Genomic DNA, 19,268 nt, shown 5'->3' on the forward strand with positions numbered 1-19,268 from the left:
ATCGCTCTGCCACCAGTCAAGTCTCCCGTAGCCGGTATGAGCTGACAAGCACGGATATGGTGACTCGCTCGGGCAGGTCGTCGTCCGAGACCTCTGCCGGGGTGATGTGCCGCGCACTCGGCGTCATTCCGAGCAGATCGCGAGCCGTTTGCGGTTCAATCTCTGCGATGTAGCCGACGTGTTGATCTCGCTCCTGTTCGAAGAACGGTGCCAGGGCGTCATGCAGGCGTTGCTCCTTGGAAACATCGATAGTCACCGAGTCGGGCACATCGCGGCGCAACTCGGCCAGGTGGTCGACCGTCGGACGCACCACGATCAGGCTGCCGTTCGGGCGGAGGACCCGGTGAAACTCGCCGGGGTTGCGCGGAGCGAACATGTTCAGCACAGCATCCACCGACTGGTCGGCCAACGGATACGGGCGGAACACGTCCCAGCTCGCTGCGGCTGCTCGCTCGTGGACGCGCGCAGCGACCCGCAGCGCACGCACCGAGGAGTCAAGCCCCAGGCCGCGAGCCCCGGTCACTTTGTCGAGCGCACCGGCGAGGTAGTAGCCGGTACCACAGCCAACATCGAGAACTATGCCATCACGAGGGATCGTATGAGACACCATCGTCGAGACGGCCCGGCGTATCGGCTCGTAGGCGCCGGTCGCGAGGAAACGTTCTCGAGCTTGGATCATCGGCGCATCATCCCCGCTGATCGCATTAGTCCCAGACAGTAGGCTGACGTAGCCGTGCCGAGCGATGTTGAAGGTGTGTCGCTGACGACAACGCAGTGCCCCCGGTGTCAGTTCGAGGCGACCGGCGCAGATCGGGCACCGGAGTGAGTCACGGATAGCGCTGAGGCCAGGTGCGGCCAGGGCTGACATGATGGTCTACCTCTCTTCGGTCGAACGACGGTGTCAAAGACGATCTCGGCCTTCTGGGGGCGAGACAACGACTCTCACACAGTCATCGGCGGTCTTGTGGGATCCGGAGTTGGAAAGTTGGTTGAAGTCTTAGGAGCCGTCTTGCACATTTACGGGTACAGGACTGCCTTACACGGGGTATCCGTAGCGAAGTAGCAAGCTATAGACTTAGGTCCCCTAAGTCGCTTTGTCCTCGACTTCGTGTCGAGGATGGGGCACACTGGAGGTGTGGTCCCCGCACAAGGCGGGGTCGCTGCGCTGGGCCGAAAGAAGGTGATCCCGTTGGGTGACGAACAGACTCCCACAGGTCGCTTGTTCGCGCGCCGACGTCGTGCCAACGTCGAAGGCGGACGGCAGCACCATCACAAGGTGAAGGTGACGCCGGAAGAAGAAGGCATGCTGCTTCGGCTGGCCGAGGCGCAGCACGTGACCATCCCTCGCCGGTGCTGTTGCAAAGTTGGGGCAGTAGGAAGACCGGCGTGGAATAATCAGGTCCATGGGCATCTTCTCCGGTCGGCAGTTCCCTCGTGAAATCATCCTGTGGGCGGTGCGGTGGTACTGCCGCTACGGCGTGAGCTATCGCGACCTCGAAGAGATGATGACCGAGCGGGGAGTGCCGGTCGATCACACCACGATCTACCGCTGGGTCCAGAAATATGCTCCTGAGCTGGATAAGAAGACCCGGTGGTATCGGCAAGTTCCTGACTGGCAGGCCAGGTCCTGGCGGGTGGATGAGACCTATATCCGGGTCGGGGGAAAGTGGTGCTACCTCTATCGGGCAATCACCGCCGGTGGCCAGACCCTGGACTTCTACCTCTCCCCGAAGAGAAACGTCGCGGCGGCGAAGCGTTTCCTGGCGAAGACGCTGCGGTCGAATAAATCGGCAGGCTATCCGCGGGTGATCAGCACCGACAAGGCCCCCTCACTCGCCAGGGCAATCTCTGAGCTGAAGGCGGAAGGCGTCTGTCCATCGACGGTCGAGCATCGTCGGGTGAAATACCTCAACAACGTCATTGAAGGCGACCATGGTCGGTTAAAGCGGATCCTGGGGCCGAAAGGCGCATTCAAAAACCGAACGTCTGCCTACCGGACGTTGAAAGGGATGGAGGCGATGCACTCATTGCGGAAGGGGCAGGGCACGATGTTTGCCTATGGTCACCCGAATCCGGATGCAGTGATTGTTAGCCGGGTATTCGAGACGGCCTGACAACACAGGCACATAGCGTTGATCACACAATAAAAACGGAGCCTTCTTGGCTCCCGCCCCAAGTTGCAACAGCACCACACCTGGATAGGCCACCCGGGCGCTCGGGATGGGCTTATTAGAGGCCGAAGGCGCCGCCGCTGACGAGGATGAAGATGCCCAGGCCGATCAGGACGATCGGGAACAGCACGTGCTCCCAGCGCTCAAGGACTTCTGCGATGGGCGGGCGGGTGGCCACGAACTTTGCCAGCAGGACCAGGCCTGCCACCAGGACGAGGAAAACGATGCAGTAGATGATGACGGCGGCAGTGTCCACGTTGAGGAAGACCGGGACGTAGACGCCGATATTGTCGCCACCGTTGGCAAACGTCACACCGGCGACGGTCAGCACACCCACCTTTTTCCCGGCGATCTTCGCATCATCATCGTCGTCATCATCGCTTCGCCAGGCCTGCCAGGCCGCCCATAGTCCCAGGGCCAGGGGAATTAGTCCGAAGTACGGGATCGCCTCAGCAGGTAGGAATGCTCCTGCCCCCAGCGTGACCAGGACTGCGGCCGCGAGGATGCCCATGAAGCCGAGGTACTGACCAGCCAGAATCCGAAGCGTGGTCCCTTTTTGCCCCGCCCCGCGGGCAAAAAACAGCGAGAGCACGATGATGTCGTCGATATTGGTGGCGATAAACAGACCAATCGCCGACAGTAGACCGGTTACCACTACGCACTCTCCTGTCCAGTGACACACCCAGGTACGGCGCATCCGGCGTCGATGCATTCGGCGTTGTCATCGACGGCCAGGGTGATATCCAGCAACGCGTTCAACGCCTGCGCCAGATGAGCATCAACGATCTCGTAGCGGGTCTGTCGCCCCTGCGGTTCGGCGACAACAATTCCGCAGTCCCTCAGGCAGGCGAGATGGTTCGACACGTTCGAGCGCGTCAGTTCCAGATCCTGGGCGAGAGCGGCCGGGTAGGCCGGCCCCTCCAGCAGCGCCAGGAGAATGCGGGAACGAGTCGGATCCGCCATGGCCCGACCCAACCGGTTCATCACGTCTAGATGAGAAGCAATAGTCAGCATGTGCTGAACTATACAGCTGTTGCTGAACTAACTTCGACATGGGGTGGCGTCGTTGCCAGAGGTCGTCTGCACTTTCAGGCTGAGGCCTTCACTGCGCAGGAAGGAAGCGGCTGCCTAGTTGGCGGTGTTCCCGACGTGATTTAAAGGTGAGGGCTATTGCCGGCAGCTTCCGGCCCAGGCCAGTGGCGGCCCACGTACCGATCAAGGTGTCCCACTTCCAAGGAAGTGGAACACCCTTAATGAAACCAAGTGAAAATACATAGCCCCAGGACGAAACTGTTCCACAAGCTATTCCAACGAACTGACTCACGAAACCTGCTGCAGAATAGACTTCCGGTACGCTGTAGGTCATGGATATTGGTTACGCCCGGGTTTCCACCGCAAAACAAGACCTCGACCGCCAGATCGACGCGCTACGCAAAGAAGGTGTTGCGGATAAATATATTTACGTCGATAAGAAATCCGGATCCACCACGAATCGGCCCGGACTCCAGCAAGCCCTGGAGCAAGCCCGCGAGGGAGATGTCATCGTCGTCCACACCCTCGACCGGCTGGGCCGCACCGTCCGTGACACCCTTAACCTGATCCATGACCTTCAGGAGCGTGAGGTCGGGGTGCGCACCTTGGCCGATCCCATCAAGGTCGATTCCTCGAACCCGAATGATCCGATGGCCCAACTATCAGTGGTGATCCTCTCGCTGTTCGGGCAGATGGAACGCACCTACGCCGTTGAACGCGCGGCCCATGCCCGGGCCGTGGCCGAGGCCAAGGGAAAGCGCGTGGGCCGGCCCAGTGTGGTGGACCCGGACAAACTCCGATACGCAGAACATCTGCGCAACGAAGGGTATTCAATGAGCAAGATCGTGGAGAAGACCGGCATCACCCGCTCCAGTCTCTACCGGCACCTGCCACCCCGGCCGGTGGAAACCCACACCGCCGCAGACATCCCTGACGCCTCACACCCCACCTTGGGGTGACGGTTGGTGAACAGGACTTCTGACACTTGTCGTCTTGTGCACGCGGGTAGTGACCAGATAGTGGTCAGAAGGCGCGTGCACAGCCCTGCTCACCACATCGTGTTTGTTCAATCGCCTTCTGACCCTGACAACGATATTTTTTCGATGCGTGTCACGTAAATGATCGTATAAGTGATGGGAGAACACTATGGCACTGATTGGGTATATGCGGGTCTCGAAGTCGGATGGATCGCAGACGACGGATCTGCAACGCGACGCCCTCATCGCGGCCGGGGTGGATCCGGGGCATCTCTACGAGGACCGGGCGTCAGGCAAGCAAGAAGACCGCCCACACCTGGATGCCTGCCTCAAGGCACTGCGTCCCGGGGACACCCTGCTGGTGTGGAAGCTCGACCGGCTGGGCAGGAATCTGCGGCACCTGGTCAACATCGTCCACGATCTCACCGCCCGCGAAGTAGGACTCAAAGTTCTCACCGGGCAGGGGGCGGCAATCGATACCACCTCGGCCCAGGGCAAGCTCGTGTTCGGGATCTTCGCCGCCCTGGCCGAGTTCGAACGCGAGTTGATCTCGGAGCGGACGAAGGCCGGCCTGGAGTCGGCGCGGGCCCGCGGGCGCAAGGGTGGTCGGCCGTTCAAGATGACACCGGCGAAAGTGCGGTTGGCGATGGCGGCAATGGGCCAACCCGAAACCAGCGTCGCCGCGTTGTGTAAAGAACTCGGGATTACCCGTCAGACCCTCTACCGGCACGTCTCTCCCACCGGTGAGCTGCGGGAGGATGGGCGCAAGCTGCTTTCCGGGAGCTGACTACTGGCGGTAGAGCGCGGGTGGATCGGGTTTTCTGGGGTCGTCTCGAGGTGTCTTATATATAGAGGTATAGGGGAGAAAAATTGAGGGGGAGAATCCGGTCCCATCGACTTCCCCATCACTGCAGTCGCCAAAAGAGTCTGTGAGTCACATCCCAGGATGATCTCATGGCAGGAAAAGTCGGCCCGGGAAAATACCCCTGATCTTCATCGTGCCAGAGAAGGGCCGCGCATCTCGCGAGTGCGGCAGTATCCCTAAAAGTTACCCCCCGAGACTATAAGTTCGTGTAACTTAACTTTTATGAAACTCAGGGGCGCCTGGGGCGACTCGGACCAAGCGGTGCAAAGAGTACCGGGTGGGCGACGGGTGAGCCGGCAGCCTCTGCCCTGGCTGCTGGGCCCGGCCTTCGTGGCTGCGGTGGCCTATGTGGACCCGGGTAACGTCGCGGCGAATATCACCGCCGGGGCGCAGTACGGGTACCTGCTGGTGTGGGTGCTGGTGGTCGCCAATGTCATGGCGATGCTCGTGCAGTACCTCTCGGCCAAACTCGGGTTGGTCACCGGTTATTCCCTGCCGGAGTTGCTGGGGCAACGGCTACCGCGGGGACGGCGCTTGATGTTCTGGGCGCAAGCAGAGACGGTGGCCGCGGCCACGGACCTAGGTCCTGTTACGAAATTCCGGTGAGTGAGACCGGCGTGTCCTAAACACAAGCGAGGGTTTCCCCACGCACGCTGTTGGTGTCTAATCATCAACGCTTGCAAGGAAACCCTCGTTGCCTACTTTACCGCCCTCTGCGCGCCATGACCTCACCGACGCTTCAATGGGACCTGCTCGCTCCACTCCTGCCTGCCCCGTCACGCCGGGGACGACCGCGCACCTGGGATCTACGATCCCTGGTCAACGGCATCTTCTTCCGTGTTCGGACTGGTTGCCCGTGGCGGGATGTTCATGAACGCTACGGGCCGTGGTGGCGGGTCTACCATCTGTTCATTCGTCTGCGGGCCGACGGGGTGTGGACCCACGTGCACACCCGGTTGCTCACCCACGCCCAGGAGAAAGGGAAACTGTCCTGGGAGGTCAGCGTGGATTCCACCACCGCCCGGGGCCATGTCCACGCCGCGGGCGCGCGGAAAGATAGTACCGCCCGGCACCCCACAGAGCCGGCTGATCATGGTTTCGGCCGCTCCCGGGGTGGCTGGTCAACGAAGATCCACGTCGGTATCGACGCGGACTGCGGGGTGCTGTCCTTTGTGATCACCCCAGGTCAGGTAGGTGACGGTCCGCAGATGGTGCCGGTGATCGAGAAGATCCGGGTGCCGTCCACCGGCCGGGGTCGGCCGCGGCGCCGCCCTAAACGGGTGCTGGCGGACAAGGCGTACTCCTCGCGCGCGAACCGAAAATATCTGAGCTCACGGGGTATCAAGGCGACGATCTCCCAGCCCAGGGACCAGGTCGCCCACCGGAAGCGGCGGGGATCAGCTGGTGGCCGACCCCCTGCCTTCGATGCGGCCGCCTACCGGCGGCGTAATGCCGTGGAGCGGGGCATTAATCGGATTAAGCAGCACCGTGGGTGTGCCACGCGTTTCGACAAGTTAGCGGTGCACTTCGAGGCCACGGTTCAGCTGGCGGTGATCCGGTACTGGCTGAAACGACTTTCGTAACACGACCTAGCCGAAGTGATCGGCGGAGCGATCGCCCTCCACATTCTCTTCGGCCTCCCCTTGCTGATAGGGGGCCTGCTCATCGGGCTGGTCTCGATGCTGCTGCTGGCCATCCAATCCAGGCACGGTCAGCATCCCTTCGAGTTCGTCATCGTAGGTCTGCTGGTAATCATCACCGCCGGCTTCCTCACGGGCATGTTCATCGGCACTGTCTCCTGGGGCGAGGCCCTGGCTGGGGTTATCCCGCGCTTTGAGGGGACCCCGACGGTGGTGCTGGCTCCGAGCATGCTCGGAGCCACCGTGATGCCCCATGCCATCTATGCCCACTCCTCCCTCGCCCGAGACCGCCACGGTGACACCATCGCGCCCGAGGCATTGCCGCGCCTGCTCCGTGTCACCCGGTGGGATGTTCTCCTGTCGCTGCTGGTGGCCGGGTCGGTCAATATCGCGATGCTGTTGTTGGCGGCCGGCAACTTGAACGGGATTCCTGGCACCGACAGCATCGAAGGGGCCCACGCGGTGATCACCGACACGCTGGGCCCGGTAGTCGGAGTGGCCTTCGGTGTCGGTTTGCTGGCTTCCGGGCTGGCGTCCACCTCGGTGGGCTGCTACGCCGGATCCACGATCATGGGCGGATTGTTGCACCGGCAGATCCCGCAGGTGGTGCGGCGAGCGGTCACCCTGATCCCGGCCTTAATCGTGATCGCCGCCGGGGTGGAGCCGACGTGGGCGCTGGTGCTCTCCCAGGTGGTCCTCAGCCTGGGTATCCCCTTCGCCCTGATCCCGCTGGTGGTGTTGAGCAGTGATCAAACCCTCATGGGTGGTTTCGCCATCCGGGTTCCTCTGCAGGTGGCGTCCTGGGTGGTGGTCGCGTTGATTGTGTCGCTGAATCTCGCCTTGATCGGACTGCTGGTCACCGGTCGGGGCTGACCGGCTGTGGTCTTCGGTAGCGTGAGTCCATGGACCTGAGTGAGATCACGCCGGTAGCCCAGGACTACCTCAAGGTGATCTGGGCGGCCACCGAGTGGGGAGGCCCACCCATCACCGCCACGGCCTTGGCGGCACGGATGGGCACGACCACGCCCAACGTCTCGGATACGGTCAAGCGGCTGGCGGCCCAGGGACTGGTGGAGTATCAACCTTACAAACCGGTCATGCTTACCGAGCGGGGCGAGAAGTACGCCATCGCGATGGTACGTAGGCACCGACTGCTCGAGACCTTCCTCGCCACCACCCTGGGCTACCCGTGGGAGGAGGTCCACGACGAGGCCGAACGGCTCGAACACGCCGCCTCAGAAACCATGATCGAGCGTATCGACGCTCTCCTCGGGAACCCCGCCACCGATCCACACGGCGACCCCATCCCCACCGCTACCGGGCATATCTCCCGCTCCATCGATGCCATCCGGCTCACCCACGTTGTTCCGGGTGACTACGTAATCATCCGCATCTCTGATGCTGACTCAAGCCAGTTAGCCGGCTTTAGGAGGCAGGAAATAGTTCCGGGCGCCATAGTGAACGTCGCTGGCGCGGACCCACGCCAAGACAGAGTTCTCCTCAAAGGCGCTGATGGGAAAGAGGTCATCCTCACCACGGAGCAAGCCAATGCCATTTGGGTAGCGCCCTCCCCCGGCCTCCGGGGCAGCACTTCCTTGTAGCTGGTAGGGGGGGGATATCGGCCGCACCACTCTTTGCATCTAGCGTGATTGTTTTCTGAAGTCCTGCGCCCAAGGCGCCCGTTTGCGATGCGTGACGTTCGGAGCTGATGCACATATTTCCTGGCCCATCCTCCGGGGGCGGGCAAGGATTGTTCAGTGTCTGCTGTATAGTTAAGTGCATGCTGACTATTGCTTCCTGTCTCGATGTGATGAACCGGTTAGGCCGTGCCATGGCCGATCCCACCCGGTCCCGGATCCTGTTGTCCCTGCTGGAGGCGCCCGGCTATCCCGCGCAACTGGCTCGGGAGCTGGAACTGACGCGCCCGAATGTGTCGAACCATCTCGCCTGCCTACGCGACTGCGGCATCATCGTTGCCGAACCGGAGGGCCGGCAGACTCGCTACGAAATCGTCGACGCCCACCTCGCCCAGGCGCTCAACGCGTTGCTGGACGTCACGCTCGCGGTGGATGAGCACGCTCCCTGTCTCGACTCGGGCTGTGACGTGCCCGGTTGTGTCACCGGGCAGGAGGGCATGTGATGGTCTCCGGCTTGCTGTCGGCGATTGGCCTGTTCCTCGCCACGAACATTGACGACATCATCGTGCTTTCGCTGTTCTTCGCCCGCGGTGCGGGACAAAAGGGGACCACAGCCCGGATCCTGGTCGGCCAGTACCTCGGATTCGTCGGCATCCTCGGCGCCGCCGTCCTGGTGACCCTGGGGGCGGAAGCCTTCCTGCCCGAGCAGGCCATCCCATACTTCGGGCTCATCCCCCTGCTCCTCGGCTTATGGGCGGCCTGGCAGGCCTGGCGGAGCGATGATGACGACGATGACGCCGGGAAGGTCGCCGGGAAGAAGGTGGGTATCCTGACCGTCGCCGGGGTGACGTTTGCCAACGGCGGCGACAATATCGGCGTCTACGTCCCCGTCTTCCTCAATGTGGGAACCGCCACGGTCATCACCTACTGCGTCGTCTTCCTCGTCCTGGTGGCAGTTTTGGTCCTGCTGGCAAAATTCGTTGCCACCCGTCCGCCCATCGCCGAGGTCCTCGAACGCTGGGAACATGTACTGTTCCCCATCGTTTTGATCGGCCTGGGTATTTTCATCCTCGTCGGCGGCGGTGCTTTCGGTCTCTAGGTGTACTTCCTCGGGAGGTTGTAAACGGTGTGAGCAGATAAGCAGATAAAGGAAGTCCCCGGTAGTGGTGTAGGTAACCACACGAACAACCACACCGGAGGCTTCCATGACACACCGTAACGCGCCGATGACCCCGACCGGTAGGGCCAGGATGATTGAACTGGTCATCACCCACGGATGGACCCAGCGCAGGGTTGCAGAACGGTTCCAGGTCTCCCCGGCCACCGTCAACCGCTGGGTACAACGCGCCCGCAACGGTGAGCATCTCGGCGACCGTTCCAGTCGGCCCCACACCTGTGCTCACCGGCTGCCACAGCGTAGTGAACGCCGGATCATCAAGCTGCGGTTCACCCGTCAGTGGGGACCCCACCGCATCGGCTACCACCTGGGCATTGCCCGTTCCACCGTCGGCCGGGTCCTGGCCCGCTACGCGATGCCCAAGCTGTCATGTATCGACCAGGCCACCAGACTGCCGGTACGAAAGAACCCGGCAGTGCGCTACGAACGCGACGCCCCTGGGGATCTGGTGCATGTCGACATCAAAAAGCTCGGGATGATCCCCGACGGCGGTGGATGGCAGATCCACGGACGTGGTTCTGCCCAGGACCGGAAGGCGGGGGTCGCCCGGCAGAGGAGAACCCGGGCAGGGGCACCGTCCGGACGGGGATACTCGTACCTGCATCACGGTCGTGGATGACCACTCCCGGGCGGTGTATTCAGAGATCCTCACCGATGAGAAGAAGGAGACCGCGGCCGGGTTCTGGAAACGGGCCGAGGCATTCTTCGCACTTCAGGGGATCACCGTACGTGGGGTGATGACCGATAACGGGGCCTGCTACCGCTCGCATGCCTTCGCCGCGGCACTGGGAGACGACGTCAGACACATCTACACCAGGCCGTATCGTCCGCAGACCAACGGCAAGGTGGAACGGTTTAACCGCACGCTGATGCAGGAGTGGGCTTACGCGCACCCCTATCTCAGCGAACAGGCCCGGCAGGCAACGTATGAGAAGTTCATCCACGAGTACAACTACCATCGGGCCCATACCGCTATCGGAGGGCTAACTCCCATGCAACGCGTTCACAACGTCACAGGGAAGTACACCTAGGGGATTGATCATTAAATGTATGCAGCATGGTTGATTCTCGGCCTCGAAGGCCGCGAATCGCCACGCCACCCCTCCCATTGCCGATGGTCATTGCCGGGGGCAAGCGCGCGGTGTGATGATGGGATCGAAGGGCAGGCGGGATTGTCGGCCCCTCGGAAGTAGGCCACGATGATCGACCGTGTTGAGATAGCAGATGGATACTGGCGAGCCTATGCCGAACTGGAGGACGTCCTCGCGCGGGCCGGGGATGCCGAGCTGCGCAGCCATAGCGTGGGGACCCGGTGGACCAACGAGGAATTGCTATTTCACATGGTCTTCGGCTACTTGGTGGTCCGCCGACTACTACCTCTAGTCAAGTTCTTCGGCTATCTGCCGCCCTCGCTGAGCGAGGTGTACGCGCGTCTGCTCAATTCCAGCACCCGCCCCTTCGGCTGGGTCAACTACTGGGGATCTCGGGCTGCGGCGCGGGTCTACCACCGTCACCGCATGGCCCGGAAACTCCGGTTGCTCACCACCGCCCTGGCCACCAGTCTGGAGAAGGAATCCGAGCACTCCCTGGCACGTGAGATGGCGTTTCCGACCCGGTGGGATCCGTTCTTTGCCCCGGCGATGACGGTGGCGGACGTCTACGCCTATCCGACTCGGCACTTTGATTTCCACGCCCGGCAACTGAGTCTGCCCTTCGAGCGGGGAAACGCGGAGGAATAGGAAATCCTCACTCCAAGGACCCTCGCCGCCAGTGACCGGCCGGGGACTGTGAACAGCCCCGAAATATAGTGCTAAGCAGGTCAAAAAGGGCGGACAAGCCGTCGCCGTGGGGTCCCACTCTGGCAGTGAGTGATCAACAGACCTCTTCGTGATGGACGTGGCCGTCCTGCTCGATCTGGATAGTCGAGTGCTCAATGCCGAAGTCTTGCAACCGAGTTTGAGCGGCGGCCAGAATCCCTCCGTCGGAGACGTTCATATCGTCGACGACCAGGTGGCAGGTGGCAAGCGGCTTCGTGCCGTCGGTGCTCCAGATGTGCAGGTCGTGCACGGCCGTGACCCCGGGCAGGCCGACCAAGGCGGCTTCTACCTCGCGGGTATCGACACCCCGGGGGGTGTGGTTCATCAGGACCGAGAGGGACTCGGCCAGCAGGCGCAGTGCTCGCGGCAGCACCAGGGCGGCAATGAACAGGGAGGCGATGGTGTCGGCAGCTAGCCAACCGGTGAAGTGGATGATCAGGCCGGCGATGATCACGGCAACCGAACCGACCAGGTCGGAGAGCACATGCAGGTACGCCCCGCGCATATTGAGGCTCTCATGCTGACGGCGCATGAGAATCAGGGCGGAGATCAAGTTAGCGAGCAAACCGACCACCGCCACGACGAGCATCATGCCCGTGTCGATCGATTCGTGGCCGCCGATCCGGCCAACCGCGCGGATGACGATCCAGACCGAGACCGCGGAGACCACCGCAGCATTGACCAGTGCGGCGAGCACCTCGACGCGTCGGTAACCGTAGGTGGCCCGAGGGGTGGCGGCACGACGGCCGATGAGGAGGGCCACCAGGGCAATAAGCAGCCCCGTGGAATCCGAGAGCATATGCATCGCATCGGACAGCAAGGCCAACGAACCGGAAAGGAGGCCGCCGATCACCTGCGCCAGGAAGATGGTGGCGGTCAGGGCGAAGGTGACCGCCAGGGCGGTGAGGGATCCGTTCGAGGCAGTACGGTGGCCGGGGTCATGGTCGTGTTGGTGCTCGCTCATGCCTGTAGCCTAACGGGGAAAACCTCTTATTGAAAGCTTATTAAAAATCCTTGAGGGTATCCCATTCCGCACCCTCCGTATAGACATCGAGCGGGCCGCAACGTGGGTGCGGAAGGCTGCGGTTAGAACCGCTCGTGCCGGCGGTTGGTGAATTTCCGGGAGTGGTTCGGCTGGCTGTCGCCGTAACGGTCGTGCAACATGCGTGAACGGGCACCGGAGGATGCGGACGTGGTGGTTCCGGTAGGGGCGAGGCCAGGGGTGTCGTTCTCCAGGAGGGTGGTGCGGAGGGTGCCCATCGTGCCGGAATCCGTGTCACCGTCCTGTCGGTCCGTGGTCTGCTCGGCGGATGCGGCGTCGACGGAAAGCTCGGCCTCCTCGCGGCGCACGCGGCGGCGTTCCTTCAGCTCCGCCCAGATAAAATACCCCAGGCCGAGCGGGGCCATGATGCCGAAGGCGATCCACTGGAAGGCGTAGGACAGGTGTGAGCCGCGGTCGAGCATGGGCACCGGGATGGCGTTGATCTCCCCGGCCTGCCCCTCGGCCAGCTGCACATAGTCCTCCGCCAGGTCCATGCCGATCACCTCGGAAATCTGCGCGGTGTTGATGCCGTAGACCTGGCGGTAGCCCTGGTCCTCGATCGGGGGGGACATCGGTGTCTGCTCGGTGAATCGGGCGTGGCCGACGATGGACTGCTCACCGGCTGGCGCAGTGTCCATCGGGGGGACACCGCCCTCAAGCGGCGGGTTGAAACCCCGGTTGACCAGGATGATCTCACCGGAGTTCAGCTGGAAGGGAGTCAAGGCATGGAAGGCAGGGGAGGAGTCGACCGGACGGTTGCGCATCAGCACCTCATCCTCGGGCAGGTAGTGGCCCTGAAGGATCACCCGGGCCCATTCCTTCCCGGGCTCGATACTGCCCTGGGCGTCAAAGATCTCCTCGGCGGGGACGAGCTCGACCTCGAAGGCGGCTTCGATCTGCTCGTTGCGCTCGACGATAGTGCTATCCCTGCTCAGCTGCCACGGCGCCAGAAAGGTAAAGGCGACGTAGGAGAAAGCGATGATGGCGAGGACACCGAACACCCAGCCGGGACGGAGGAATGTCCTCCAGCCCTTCTTCTGCGGGGCCCGACCGTACCTGCGTTCATGTGTGCTGCTCACAGCCATGAAGTCTACTGCCCCGTCCGGTGGAAAGTACATCCTGTCGCCGGGTGCTCATGGGGGAAAGCACTACGAGACCCGGGACCTTCTGTACGCATCCTCGTCGGCGGTGACCGTGGTCGCCTCGACGGGCTTCAGGTCAGGATGCTGGGTGCGGGCGGCGCGTAGGCCGTTGGCGATGACGATGACCTCGGCCACCTCGTGGACCAGCACGACAGCAGCCAGTCCCAGCACGCCGGTGATCGCCAGCGGCAACAGGACGATGATGATCGCCAGGGACAGCACAATGTTCTGGTTGATGATGGCCCGGCCCCGGCGGGCGTGGTGCAGGGCCCGGGGGATCAGGCGCAGGTCATCGCCGGTAAACGCCACATCCGCAGACTCGATCGCCGCATCCGAGCCCTTGGCACCCATGGCGATACCGATATCGGCTCGGGCCAGGGCGGGCGCGTCGTTGATGCCGTCACCGATCATCGCCACCGGGCCGCGGGTCCCCAGTCCGGCCACGGCGGTGGCCTTGTCCTCCGGGCGTAGCTCGGCCCGCACGTCCGTGATGCCGGCCTCCCGGGCCAGGGCGGTGGCGGTGCGGGTGTTGTCGCCGGTGAGCATGGTGACCCCGAAACCCTTATCGGTGAGTGTCCGGATGACTTCGGGGGCCTCGGGGCGGAGTTCATCGCGCACCCCCACCGCACCGACCGGGTGGTCGTCACGGTAAACGATGACCACGGTCATACCCTGGCTCTCCAGGGTTTCGACCTGCCCGACCAAGGGGCCAGGGGACAGCCAGCGGGGACTCCCGACCTTAATCTGCGTCCCGTCGATCACCCCAGTGATCCCCTGCCCCGCAGTCTCGTCAACCTGCTGGGCAGTCGGCGCCTGGGGTGCTGCGGCGGTAATAGCGGCGGCCAGCGGGTGGGTGGAGTGATCCTCGAGCGCGGCAGCCCAGCCGAGGACATCTGCCCGACTGATGCCATCGATGGTGAGCACCTCCGCAACAGTGGGCTGATTGCGGGTTAGGGTACCGGTCTTATCCAGGGCCAGGTGGCGGATGCCACCGAGGCGCTCAAAAGCGGCGCCGGACTTGATGACCACCCCGAACTTGCTGGCCGCCCCGATCGCGGAGACGACCGTGACCGGCACCGAGATCGCCAGCGCACACGGCGAGGCCGCGACCAGCACGACCAGGGCACGCTCAATCCACACACCTGGATCCCCGAACAGCGACCCGATCACGGCAACGAAGATGGCCAGAATGAGCACCCCCGGCACCAGGGGGCGGGCCAACCGGTCGGCGATACGCGCGCGTTGGCCCTTCTCACTCTGCGCCTGCTCGACCAGCGCGACCACAGTGGTCAGGGAATTGTCCGTGCCTCCGGCGGTGGCCTCAACTTCGAGAGCCCCGGTGGTGTTGATTGAGCCAGCCAGCACCGCGTCACCGGGGCCGACCTCCACAGGGATGGATTCCCCGGTGATCGCCGAAACATCCAGGCTGCTGTGCCCGGACCGGATGATCCCATCGGTGGCCAAGCGATCTCCGGCCGCCAGGCGCAACACATCCCCTGGAGCGAGGTCTTCGACCGGCACCGTGCGGGTAGACCCGCGGACAAGAATGGTCGCGGTCGAGGGGATCAGAGCAAGCAGGGACCGCAGGCCCGAGCGGGCCTTGTCCATCGCCTTATCTTCCAGCGCCTCTGCGATGGAGTAGAGGAAGGCTAGGGCGGCGGCCTCCTCGATGAACCCGAGCAGGACGGCACCGGTGGCGCTGATCGTCATCAGCAACCCGATACCCAGTTTTCCCCGGGTAAACAACCCCTTCAGCGCCCCAGGAACGAACTGGGAGGCACCCAACAACAGGGAGGCCCAGAATAAGACGAGGGCGATCATCCCGGCATTGGGGACGAACCACTCAAGGATCAGACCAACCAGCAACGATACACCGGAGGCCACAGGAAGGAGGATAGCCCGATCACGCCACCAGGGCGTGTGCTCCTCTTCTCTGGCCATCGGTGCAGATGGTTCACAACCACAGGCAGACGTCATGACTGCTGGCCTCCTTCTGTATCGCAACAGCCGGCGACCGGACAGGCAGGGTCTAGGCAGGGGGCATCCTCATCAACGGCGAGGGTGATCTCTACCAGGGCATTGAGCGCGCGAGTCAGGTGTGCATCAGCGATTTCGTAGCGGGTACGCCGCCCCTCCGGTTCGGCCACGACGATGCCGCAATCGCGCAGGCACGCCAGGTGGTTGGAGACATTCGTCCGGGTCAGGCCCAACGTCTCGGCCAATTGGGCCGGATACCCGGGGGATTCGAGTAGGGACAACAGGATCCGGGACCGAGTGGGATCAGCCATGGCCCGGCCCAGGCGGTTCATGACGTCAAGACGAGAAGCAATAGTCAGCATGCACTGACTATACAGTGGGGACTGATTAGTCTGCAATTGTCCCTAGGGTGGTCGCCCCTGGATGTCCGACGAACGTCAGGTGGGAGGTGGGGTCCTGAAACCGCGTCAGCCTGGAGGGAGATTGACCCGCGGCATGGCACACCGGCGCTCAGGATGTAGCGGGAGTCTTCTGCTCCCTAACGCCTGTCACGGCTCCGGACAGCCAGCACGATGGCCCCGGCGATGACGCCGAAGAGGGCCAACCCCGCGAGGGTCAGGACTATCGGATTACTGACTATGGAGGTGTCCCCCTCGGCGGTGTTCTCGACAGCTGTGGTCTCCTCCACAGGCTTGGCGTCGGCGCCCGTGGGGGTGGCGGTCGTTTGGGCGTCACCGGCGACGGTGAAAGTGGTCGCGCTGCGGGTGGCGTGGCCGTCGGAGGAGAGGATCTGGAAGCCGACGGTGTAGTCACCTGGCCCGCCGCTGACATCCGCAGGTAGATCAAGGGTCACCAGTCGGCCGTCGATGGTCGGCTCACCACTGAACAGGAGATCACCGGAGTCCTGGTCGGTGATGGCTACGGTGCTGAAACCCTCCTGGGGAAGCCCGGAGAACTTCAGCTCGATGCTGCGGGGAAATTCTTCGACCACTTCACCGTCCGCGGGATTGCCGCCGATCACGGAGTCATGCGCGAGGGCAACCGGGGTGGCTACGACGGTCAGGGCCCCGACCGCCACAACAGTAGCCAGCACACGACGAGGGAGCATGGGGGAGATGATCACGAAAGTCCTCCTGGACTGGGCCGGTTCTTCAACCGGATGTGAGCGACTAAGGCACCTGCCTGCGGGAGGTGCCAAGACACTGGTCGGAACGGGCGGGAGGAAAGTTCCCGGCCACGCCGCCTTCACCGGGTGTTGTTCTTCCCAGGTCGGTGCACCCCTGCAGGGTGCGAACCGGGGAAGAGACCGGTCCCTGGGTAATGTACAAGAACACCCGCAGGCCCCATTAGGGTGAACCTCACGCCCGCTTCCGAGCACACCATGAGAGCGGAGGCGGCATGGACGGCGAAATGGACACAGATGACCCACCCGGTAAATGACACCCCCACTGCCACGGATACGACCACAGGGACGACCCCCACCATCGGGAGCCGGCCTCAGGAGCGGGTGCGCCCCACGTGGCCGTTGTACCTGCTCTTTTTCGCCGTCGCCGGTGCCATCGGCGGGACGGTTGCCTACAGCTTCCTCGGTGAATCCCTCGCGGCCCTGGGGATCCCCAACCCGGGCATCGCGACCACCTTCGGGTTGCCGTTTTTCCGTGCGGTCGGTTGGATGCTCGCTGCCCTGTCGGCCGGTTCTTTCCTGTTCGCTGCTTTCCTCATCTCCCCACGGTTGCCCGGCGGTGATCACGACCGCCTGCACCAGGCCTCGTTGAGTGTGGACGGGCACCTGGCCTCGCGTACCGGTGCGGTCGCGGCCATCTGCTTCGGACTGATCGCGTTGTTGATGATCCCGCTGGTGCTCTCAGATGTCTCCGGCACCCCCCTGGCCCAGACACTGGGCGTGGAGACCCTGACGGTGGCCGTCGAGCAGGTGGCCATGGCCCAGGTGTGGCTGATCGTCGCCCTTATTGCCCTGGTCACCGGTTGTACGGGCCTGATGAGCAGGGCGTGGATCACCCAACCACTGTTGCTCCTCGGGTCAATCCTCATGATCATCCCCCTGGGCCTGACAGGACACTCCTCCTCGGGCGGTAACCACGACCACGGCACCAACTCCTACCTGTGGCACCTGGTCTTCTTAGTCCTGTGGGTCGGCGGACTCATGGCCCTGCTCGCCCACGGGCGTCGCCTGGGACCTGACCTGGATATTGCGCTGCGCCGCTACTCGATGATCGCCCTGGTCTCCATCATCGTCATGGCCGTGTCCGGGCTGGTCAACGCCGCCATCCGCATCGAGCTGACGGATCTGTTGACCACCCGTTACGGGTTGATCATCGTGGCCAAGACCATCGGCGTGATTATCCTCGGTGTCTTCGGGTGGATCCACCGGGCGTGGGTCATTCCGCAGGTGCAGGCCAACCCCGCTGATCGCCGCCTGTTCCGCCAGGTCGCCATCGTCGAGGTGCTTGTCATGGCGGCGGTCACCGGTATCGCCATCACCATGGGGCGCACCCCGCCGCCCCCACCGCGCATCCCGAACCTCTCGCAGATGGTCACCAAGCTCGGCTACGAGCTGTCCGAGAAGCCCACCATCCTCAACGTGTGGGGCATGTGGCGCTTTGACCTGCTGTTTGGTGCCCTCGCCCTGCTGCTGGCCGTCGGCTATCTGGCCGCTGTGTGGCGCACCCGCCAGGCAGGTCACACCTGGTCGAGTACCCCCACCGCCTGGTGGTTGGCCGGATGTGTGACCCTGCTGGTGACGATGAGCTCCGGGATCGGGCTGAATATGCCCGCGGTCTTCTCGGTGCACATGGTCGGCCACATAATCTTGTCGCTGGTCATCCCCATCTTCCTGGTGCTGGGTGCCCCGCTGACCCTGCTGATGACCGCCTTCGCCCCGGGGGCCCCGGGTAGGCCGAATATCCACGACTGGGTGCGCGCCTTCACCCGCAGCCGGTTGGTGGGGGTGATCACCCATCCGGTGGTCAACACCCTGCAGTTCCTGGTGTTCTTCTACGTCATGTACCTGTTCATCCCGCTTTATGAGCTGCTGATCTCCAAGTACGCGGGGCAGCTGATCATGAACGCCGTGCTCCTGGTCTCCGGTTGCTTCTACGTCTGGGGGATGCTCGGACCCGACCCGATCCCGCGCCGGCGCCCGGCCACCATCCGCCTGGGGTGGCTGGTTGCCTCCCTGCCTGTCCACCTGCTCGTCGGGGTCTATCTCCTGCGCCTGGACACGATTCTGGGCGAGGAGTTCTACCGCTCCCTGCTCCTGCCCTGGGAGCTCGATCTGCTCGCCGACCAACGCACCGCCGTCCTGGCCTGGGCCACAGGTGTGGTCCCACTGGCCGTCGTCGCCCTCCTGCTCATCGGCCAATGGCCGGGCACGGTCGGGAAAACCACGGGCAACGAGGAAAAGACCACCACCGGTAGCAACGCCGAGAACGAAAACCACACCGCATTCCTCGGCCCCACCGCGGACGGTAAGACCCCCACGTCCGACCACGGCACCCGGACAACCGACCAGCCTTAACCACCCCGGTCTCACCGCCGGCCCCTCACGGGGCCAGCGAGGAACTGGTCGCGTGACCTCCTCCCGGGCTCCCGCGGCCATGGCCCATGCCTCGACGAGCTCAGCGACAAGCCCGAGACAGGCCTTTCCCCTGGTGATCCCGCCCGCCCATCACAGACCCCTCTCCGACTAGGAGCCGAGGAAACTATGAAATAGATCACTAAATGGACTCCGGAGGTGACTTCGGTGGGGATGAGGGGTTAACGTCACCTCC

At 63.3% G+C, this 19,268-nt stretch carries 17 protein-coding genes and 5 pseudogenes; 12 read left to right on the forward strand and 10 right to left on the reverse strand.

The genetic code is table 11. The features are described 5' to 3' along the window. Positions 1-16 precede the first annotated feature (16 nt). The 3 genes and pseudogenes from CFAEC_RS13750 to CFAEC_RS13755 form a co-directional block, all read right to left on the reverse strand. On the reverse strand, positions 17-679 hold the full coding sequence (locus CFAEC_RS13750) for a methyltransferase domain-containing protein (protein WP_197077863.1): 663 nt from the start codon (positions 677-679) through the stop codon (positions 17-19). A gap of 84 nt (positions 680-763) precedes the next feature. Then, positions 764-868, reverse strand: a pseudogene (locus CFAEC_RS14305) (hypothetical protein); the annotation flags it as partial. 216 nt (positions 869-1,084) lie between these two features. Next, on the reverse strand, positions 1,085-1,405 hold the full coding sequence (locus CFAEC_RS13755; RefSeq protein ID WP_194687793.1) for a hypothetical protein: 321 nt from the start codon (positions 1,403-1,405) through the stop codon (positions 1,085-1,087). Here CFAEC_RS13755 and CFAEC_RS13760 point away from each other — a divergent pair. Then, the gene (locus CFAEC_RS13760) at positions 1,404-2,114 is read left to right on the forward strand and encodes an IS6-like element IS1628 family transposase (RefSeq protein WP_010889963.1); all 711 of its coding nucleotides are present in this window, start codon (positions 1,404-1,406) and stop codon (positions 2,112-2,114) included. The two genes, CFAEC_RS13755 and CFAEC_RS13760, sit on opposite strands and share 2 nt — an antisense overlap. Positions 2,115-2,229: 115 nt before the next feature. Here CFAEC_RS13760 and CFAEC_RS13765 read toward each other — a convergent pair whose 3' ends face one another. Both CFAEC_RS13765 and cmtR (CFAEC_RS13770) read right to left on the reverse strand, forming a co-directional pair. Next, entirely contained in the window at positions 2,230-2,826 is a 597-nt protein-coding gene (locus CFAEC_RS13765) for a cadmium resistance transporter (RefSeq protein WP_042622301.1), read from the reverse strand. Beyond that, on the reverse strand, positions 2,826-3,185 hold the full coding sequence (gene cmtR / locus CFAEC_RS13770; RefSeq protein ID WP_290280009.1) for a Cd(II)/Pb(II)-sensing metalloregulatory transcriptional regulator CmtR: 360 nt from the start codon (positions 3,183-3,185) through the stop codon (positions 2,826-2,828). Before cmtR (CFAEC_RS13770) ends, CFAEC_RS13765 begins: the two co-directional genes overlap by 1 nt. Before the next feature lie 350 nt (positions 3,186-3,535). Here cmtR (CFAEC_RS13770) and CFAEC_RS13775 point away from each other — a divergent pair, with 350 nt between their 5' ends. The 10 genes and pseudogenes from CFAEC_RS13775 to CFAEC_RS13820 all read left to right on the forward strand — a co-directional run bounded on the left by CFAEC_RS13775 (position 3,536) and on the right by CFAEC_RS13820 (position 11,238). Continuing rightward, on the forward strand, positions 3,536-4,162 hold the full coding sequence (locus tag CFAEC_RS13775) for a recombinase family protein (RefSeq protein WP_290280011.1): 627 nt from the start codon (positions 3,536-3,538) through the stop codon (positions 4,160-4,162). 187 nt (positions 4,163-4,349) lie between these two features. Beyond that, complete coding sequence (locus tag CFAEC_RS13780; protein ID WP_003860186.1) at positions 4,350-4,967, forward strand: recombinase family protein; 618 nt, start codon at positions 4,350-4,352, stop codon at positions 4,965-4,967. A gap of 366 nt (positions 4,968-5,333) precedes the next feature. Beyond that, positions 5,334-5,636 (forward strand): annotated as a pseudogene (locus CFAEC_RS13785) (Nramp family divalent metal transporter); the annotation flags it as partial. A gap of 103 nt (positions 5,637-5,739) precedes the next feature. Continuing rightward, positions 5,740-6,628: pseudogene (locus CFAEC_RS13790) on the forward strand (IS5 family transposase). A 3-nt stretch (positions 6,629-6,631) separates the two neighbouring features. Beyond that, positions 6,632-7,558: pseudogene (locus CFAEC_RS13795) on the forward strand (Nramp family divalent metal transporter); the annotation flags it as partial. Between the two features lie 29 nt (positions 7,559-7,587). After that, on the forward strand, positions 7,588-8,286 hold the full coding sequence (locus tag CFAEC_RS13800; RefSeq protein WP_011896447.1) for a metal-dependent transcriptional regulator: 699 nt from the start codon (positions 7,588-7,590) through the stop codon (positions 8,284-8,286). Between the two features lie 179 nt (positions 8,287-8,465). Further along, complete coding sequence (cmtR, locus tag CFAEC_RS13805; RefSeq protein ID WP_003860192.1) at positions 8,466-8,825, forward strand: Cd(II)/Pb(II)-sensing metalloregulatory transcriptional regulator CmtR; 360 nt, start codon at positions 8,466-8,468, stop codon at positions 8,823-8,825. Further along, on the forward strand, positions 8,825-9,421 hold the full coding sequence (locus tag CFAEC_RS13810; protein ID WP_099299367.1) for a cadmium resistance transporter: 597 nt from the start codon (positions 8,825-8,827) through the stop codon (positions 9,419-9,421). Before cmtR (CFAEC_RS13805) ends, CFAEC_RS13810 begins: the two co-directional genes overlap by 1 nt. Before the next feature lie 106 nt (positions 9,422-9,527). Further along, positions 9,528-10,530 (forward strand): annotated as a pseudogene (locus CFAEC_RS13815) (IS481 family transposase). Between the two features lie 168 nt (positions 10,531-10,698). Next, positions 10,699-11,238, forward strand: coding sequence for a DinB family protein (locus CFAEC_RS13820; RefSeq protein ID WP_290280023.1), 540 nt, complete (start codon positions 10,699-10,701; stop codon positions 11,236-11,238). 133 nt (positions 11,239-11,371) lie between these two features. On the opposite strand, the gene CFAEC_RS13825 is transcribed toward CFAEC_RS13820, so the two are convergent. The 5 genes from CFAEC_RS13825 to CFAEC_RS13845 form a co-directional block, all read right to left on the reverse strand. After that, a complete protein-coding gene (locus CFAEC_RS13825) occupies positions 11,372-12,280 on the reverse strand; it encodes a cation diffusion facilitator family transporter (protein WP_191734549.1) in 909 nt (302 codons plus the stop codon). A gap of 122 nt (positions 12,281-12,402) precedes the next feature. Then, entirely contained in the window at positions 12,403-13,443 is a 1,041-nt protein-coding gene (locus CFAEC_RS13830) for an SURF1 family cytochrome oxidase biogenesis protein (RefSeq protein WP_290280026.1), read from the reverse strand. A gap of 63 nt (positions 13,444-13,506) precedes the next feature. Further along, a complete protein-coding gene (locus CFAEC_RS13835) occupies positions 13,507-15,477 on the reverse strand; it encodes a heavy metal translocating P-type ATPase (RefSeq protein WP_290280028.1) in 1,971 nt (656 codons plus the stop codon). Then, positions 15,474-15,839 (reverse strand): Cd(II)/Pb(II)-sensing metalloregulatory transcriptional regulator CmtR, encoded by a 366-nt coding sequence (cmtR, locus tag CFAEC_RS13840; protein WP_015453109.1) that lies wholly within the window; start codon positions 15,837-15,839, stop codon positions 15,474-15,476. The genes CFAEC_RS13835 and cmtR (CFAEC_RS13840) overlap by 4 nt, the downstream gene beginning before the upstream one ends. Before the next feature lie 176 nt (positions 15,840-16,015). Then, the gene (locus CFAEC_RS13845; RefSeq protein WP_003860216.1) at positions 16,016-16,600 is read right to left on the reverse strand and encodes a copper resistance CopC family protein; all 585 of its coding nucleotides are present in this window, start codon (positions 16,598-16,600) and stop codon (positions 16,016-16,018) included. Positions 16,601-16,858: 258 nt separating this feature from the next. Here CFAEC_RS13845 and CFAEC_RS13850 point away from each other — a divergent pair, with 258 nt between their 5' ends. Beyond that, positions 16,859-19,015, forward strand: a complete 2,157-nt coding sequence (locus CFAEC_RS13850) for a bifunctional copper resistance protein CopD/cytochrome c oxidase assembly protein (RefSeq protein WP_290280208.1) — start codon at positions 16,859-16,861, stop codon at positions 19,013-19,015. The last annotated feature ends 253 nt before the right edge of the window (positions 19,016-19,268 follow it).

The organism is Corynebacterium faecale (assembly GCF_030408735.1).
Taxonomy (GTDB): domain Bacteria; phylum Actinomycetota; class Actinomycetes; order Mycobacteriales; family Mycobacteriaceae; genus Corynebacterium; species Corynebacterium faecale.

Excerpts from the sequence above, each read along its gene's own strand:
- CFAEC_RS13755 (WP_194687793.1), bottom strand. The coding sequence starts at position 1,405 with ATGGACCTGATTATTCCACGCCGGTCTTCCTACTGCCCCAACTTTGCA.
- CFAEC_RS13800 (WP_011896447.1), top strand. The coding sequence starts at position 7,588 with ATGGACCTGAGTGAGATCACGCCGGTAGCCCAGGACTACCTCAAGGTG.
- cmtR (WP_003860192.1), top strand. The coding sequence starts at position 8,466 with ATGCTGACTATTGCTTCCTGTCTCGATGTGATGAACCGGTTAGGCCGT.
- CFAEC_RS13775 (WP_290280011.1), top strand. The coding sequence starts at position 3,536 with ATGGATATTGGTTACGCCCGGGTTTCCACCGCAAAACAAGACCTCGAC.
- CFAEC_RS13810 (WP_099299367.1), top strand. The coding sequence starts at position 8,825 with ATGGTCTCCGGCTTGCTGTCGGCGATTGGCCTGTTCCTCGCCACGAAC.
- CFAEC_RS13760 (WP_010889963.1), top strand. The coding sequence starts at position 1,404 with ATGGGCATCTTCTCCGGTCGGCAGTTCCCTCGTGAAATCATCCTGTGG.
- CFAEC_RS13830 (WP_290280026.1), bottom strand. The coding sequence starts at position 13,443 with ATGGCTGTGAGCAGCACACATGAACGCAGGTACGGTCGGGCCCCGCAG.
- CFAEC_RS13750 (WP_197077863.1), bottom strand. The coding sequence starts at position 679 with ATGATCCAAGCTCGAGAACGTTTCCTCGCGACCGGCGCCTACGAGCCG.
- CFAEC_RS13825 (WP_191734549.1), bottom strand. The coding sequence starts at position 12,280 with ATGAGCGAGCACCAACACGACCATGACCCCGGCCACCGTACTGCCTCG.
- CFAEC_RS13835 (WP_290280028.1), bottom strand. The coding sequence starts at position 15,477 with ATGACGTCTGCCTGTGGTTGTGAACCATCTGCACCGATGGCCAGAGAA.
- cmtR (WP_290280009.1), bottom strand. The coding sequence starts at position 3,185 with ATGCTGACTATTGCTTCTCATCTAGACGTGATGAACCGGTTGGGTCGG.
- cmtR (WP_015453109.1), bottom strand. The coding sequence starts at position 15,839 with ATGCTGACTATTGCTTCTCGTCTTGACGTCATGAACCGCCTGGGCCGG.
- CFAEC_RS13780 (WP_003860186.1), top strand. The coding sequence starts at position 4,350 with ATGGCACTGATTGGGTATATGCGGGTCTCGAAGTCGGATGGATCGCAG.
- CFAEC_RS13850 (WP_290280208.1), top strand. The coding sequence starts at position 16,859 with ATGAGAGCGGAGGCGGCATGGACGGCGAAATGGACACAGATGACCCAC.
- CFAEC_RS13820 (WP_290280023.1), top strand. The coding sequence starts at position 10,699 with ATGATCGACCGTGTTGAGATAGCAGATGGATACTGGCGAGCCTATGCC.